This window comes from Desulfovibrio sp. 1188_IL3213 (genome assembly GCF_036763145.1).
GTDB lineage: Bacteria > Desulfobacterota > Desulfovibrionia > Desulfovibrionales > Desulfovibrionaceae > Desulfovibrio.
Genome location: NZ_JBAIYR010000213.1, coordinates 1 through 3,898, shown reverse-complemented (window position 1 = coordinate 3,898; position 3,898 = coordinate 1). Strand labels below are relative to the sequence as shown.

General features: G+C 58.5%; 2 protein-coding genes. Both read right to left on the bottom strand.

The features are described 5' to 3' along the window. Positions 1-212: 212 nt before the first annotated feature. Complete coding sequence (locus V6C16_RS08960; RefSeq protein ID WP_333535746.1) at positions 213-1,871, bottom strand: ribonuclease J; 1,659 nt, start codon at positions 1,869-1,871, stop codon at positions 213-215. A gap of 33 nt (positions 1,872-1,904) precedes the next feature. Then, entirely contained in the window at positions 1,905-3,335 is a 1,431-nt protein-coding gene (locus V6C16_RS08955) for a TolC family protein (RefSeq protein ID WP_333535748.1), read from the bottom strand. Positions 3,336-3,898 lie beyond the last annotated feature (563 nt).

The following is a 3,898-nucleotide window of genomic DNA, read 5'->3' as shown; positions in this document are numbered from 1 at the left end:
CAGATGTCGGGAGGCAGATGTGAAGTGCCGGGCGTGAGACGCAGGGTGTCGGTGTGAGGGGACAGCTCGGATCGGATTATCGCCACACCGGCTCTTCGGATCGGATTTCGTCGCGGCGGCTCTGCCGTGTTGGCGCAACAGGCAGCACGGGCCGCCAAACCGAAAAAGGGCCTGCCGCGTCCTTTGCTGGACAACGACAGCCCTGAATCCCCTTACACTTCGCTGATGATAGGCACGACCACGGGATCACGTTCCAGCACACGGCGGAAGAAGCGCCGCAGCGAAGAGCGGATGCCCTCCTGCATGCGGTTGAGCTGCCCTGGCCGCGCGGCCTCAATCTCATCCAGCACGAGGCATTTGGCGTCTTCCAGCAGATGGCTGTAATGCTGCTCGAACACAAAGCCCTTGGAGATCATTTCCGGCCCGTGCAACACGCTGCCGGTTTCAGAATCCACCACCAGCACAACGATAACCATACCCTCATCGCCAAGAATGCGGCGCTCGCGCAGCACGGCATAGCCCACATCGCCTACGCCCTTGCCGTCCACAAGGGTACATTCCACAGGCACTTTCTGTTCAAGCCTGAAGGAATCCTCCAGCAGGGTCAAGGGCTGCCCGTCTTCCAGCAGAATGACGTTTTCTTCCTTTACCCCACACTCCACGGCCAGGCGGCCATGCTTGACCAGGTGCTGATACTCCCCGTGAACCGGCACAAAAAGTTTCGGACGCACGGCCTCGAACATCTCGCGCAGTTCTTCGCGCTGGGCATGCCCCGAAGCATGGATGGCGTGGACACTTTCATACAGCACTTCCGCGCCGATGCGGTACATTTCGTTAATAAGCTTCGCCACGGCCTTGGCATTGCCCGGTATCATGCGCGAACTCATGACCACCGTATCGCCCTTGCGCACCTCAAGCTGCCTGTGGCCGCCGAGCACCATGCGCGACAGGGCCGACAAAGGCTCGCCCTGCGCGCCCGTGACCACCAGCACGATCTGATTGTCCGGCAGGTCGGGAACCCCGTTATGGGCATTGAAAAAAGAAGGCGGCAACTTGGCAAAGCCCAGATCCCGGGCCATTTCGATATTATTGGCCAGTGACTTGCCGCTTATGACAACCGTGCGCCCGTATTCGCGCGCCAGATCGAAAACTTCCTGAATCCGCTGAATGTGGCTTGAGAAAAGCGTAATGACAATGCGGCCTTCGGCACTGGAAAAAATCTTTTCCAGCGAGTCCTTCACTTCACGCTCCGTAAGGGAGCGGCCCTCACGCATGACGTTGGTGGAATCCGAAAGCAGCAGGCGCGCGCCCTGCGGGCCGGCAAAGCCCCTGAAGACATCCAGGTCCGTGCCTGTGCCGTCCAGAGGATGGGGGTCAATCTTGAAGTCACCGCTATGAACCACACGCCCCACCGGCGTCTCCACCCCCAGGCCGAAACCTTCGGGAATGGAATGACAGACCGGAAAAAAATGAAACGTCAGGTCGCCCAACGGCAGCACAGTGCGGGCATCCACGGGGCAAAGTTCCACCCAGTCAAGAATTTCACGCTCGCGCAGCTTGTGCTCCACCAGGGCAAGGGTAAAACGCGAACCGTAAATGCGCGTGCCTTTCAGCTCGGGTACAAGCCAGGGCAAGGCCCCGATATGATCCTCATGACCGTGGGTGAGCACGATGCCGAGCAGCTTGTCCTTGATGGCGCTCACCGCGCCAAAGTGCGGGATGACCACGTCCACGCCCAGATGGGCGTCATCGGGAAACATGAGTCCGCAGTCCACCATGACCACGCCGCCGGCGGTTTCCCACAATTGGCAGTTAAGGCCGATTTCTCCAAGGCCCCCGAGGGGCGTGATGGTAAGGTAGGGTTCTTTCATTCCTCTATCGCTTGTGCTTGGGCGCGAAGCCGTTTACCGGTCGCGCCGCATCAGGTCAGGTTTAAATTCGCCCATTGCCACATACAGTTGGGACAGGGCTGTAAGATAGTCGGCCTTGGCGCCCGTGAGCGAAGCCTGGGCCGAAGTAAGTTTGGATGAGGCGTCCAGCACGTCAAAGTTCGTACCCACCTGTTCCTGGTAGCGGGCCAGAGCCACATTGTACGCCTCGGTGGCCTGCTCTACGGCCTTTTCGGCCACGTTGATGCGCTTTTCCGCCTCATGGACGGCAAGAAGCTTGGACTTGATATCGTAACCAACGTTAAGCTTCAGATTTTCAGCCTCATAGCGCATCTTGGTCACAAGCCAGCCCGCTTCCTTGTCAGCATAATAGGTCGTGCCCCACTGAAAGGCGTTCCAGGTGGCGCGTGCGCCCACTTCCCAGGTCTGCGTGCGGGAGCCGCTGGCGCCGTCCTTTTGCAGATCGGGGGTGTTGCCGCTCTGGGTTACATTATAATATGCCTCAACCTGCGGATAATAGTCGCTCTGCACAGCCTGCTGGCTCTTGCCGGCAATCTCCACAGACCTGGCGGCCATATAAAGGTCAGGACGCTGGCGGTACGCCGCCTCAAGGCACTGCTCAAGAGAGCGCGTAAAAGGCACATGGGCCAATTGCCCCGCATACCCGATTCCCGCCGTAGCCGAAAAACCCAGCAGTGTGTTCAGCTTCGCCAGACTGGTGTCACGGCTGTTTTCGGCCTTGATTACCGCATTTTCAGCCTGTCGCACATCGACTTCGGCCTGGAGCACATCCAGACGCGGGCGCAAGCCCACGTCAAAAAAAGCCGTGGTAATGCGCAACTGATCGCGCAAACGCGCAAGAGCGTCGCGCTCGCTGCGCACACTTTCTTCGTAGCGCAAGAAATTCAGAAACTGGGTCTGCACCTGCTCTGTCATGGCAAGCTCGGCATTGCGCAAAGCCGCTTTATCACTGTCGGCCTGCAAGGCCGCTTTCTGATAATTTGCCAGCAGACGAAATCCCTGAAAAACCGGCTGAGAAACCTCCACGCCCCAACTGTACGTACCCATTTTGGGCGGCTCGGCGTTGCGCACGGTACTGTCCCGTTCCTGTTTGGCAACAGAATAGCTCATGCCAAGCCTGGGACCAAAAGCCCCACGGGCTGACTTGCGGCTTTCCTCTGATGAGCGGCCCTGCGCCTCCTGCGAACCCAGGCTCGGATTATGCTCCAGGGCCTGATTCACGGCATCCGGCATGGTTATGCCGCGCACACCACCGGCTTGCCCGCTGGCGGCTTTCGCCTCTGCGCCGCTTTGGCCCCCAAGACTGCGCTGCCCCTGAAAAAGAGGAACCGCGGCCCCGGATGCCGCATTGCGACTTGCAGCAACGGAAGAGGTGCAGAAGAAAACAGCCAGAATAACAAGAAAAAAAGCAGACGAGCGAATCACTGAAACCGCCGTTCTTGAGAAAGTGACACGCGCCTTCAGGCCGGCGCATGGGAAGGACGAACATCGCATGGTTCTTCATACAACGCCCGGCACAGCATTGGCAATACAGCCCGGCCCGCCTTTATCGCCCGCCCCGGCGTCCTCATGGGGCGTGTCGCACAAAAGCGCGTCAGTCCCAGCTTTTCCTTATGACGGCTTGATATATATCCCATTGAAAACAAAAAATAAATATAAATTATGTTTCCACATTTTCGCCAGGTGTTTTAACAAAGCGCCATTTCAGAGTTTTCTTGCTGTTCCGCCGAAAAATCAGGGAAGAAACGAAATGCAGAGCACTGCCCTTCCCTGCGCCCTTTTTGCATGGATGCCGCCAACTCAAAAACAGAACGAGAGACATGGCAATCCTGGGGCTCCAATGTCCTGTTCAGGACGGCCGCCGGTCGCGCAGTGAGCCGGGTTGCCAAAAACCTGCCTTCATATAATATGGCGTGCGGCGCTCAGCATGCTGAAGCTTTTGCCAGGCGCACCCGGCGCGGCGCGCACGGCAAGACGCGCCCCACCGT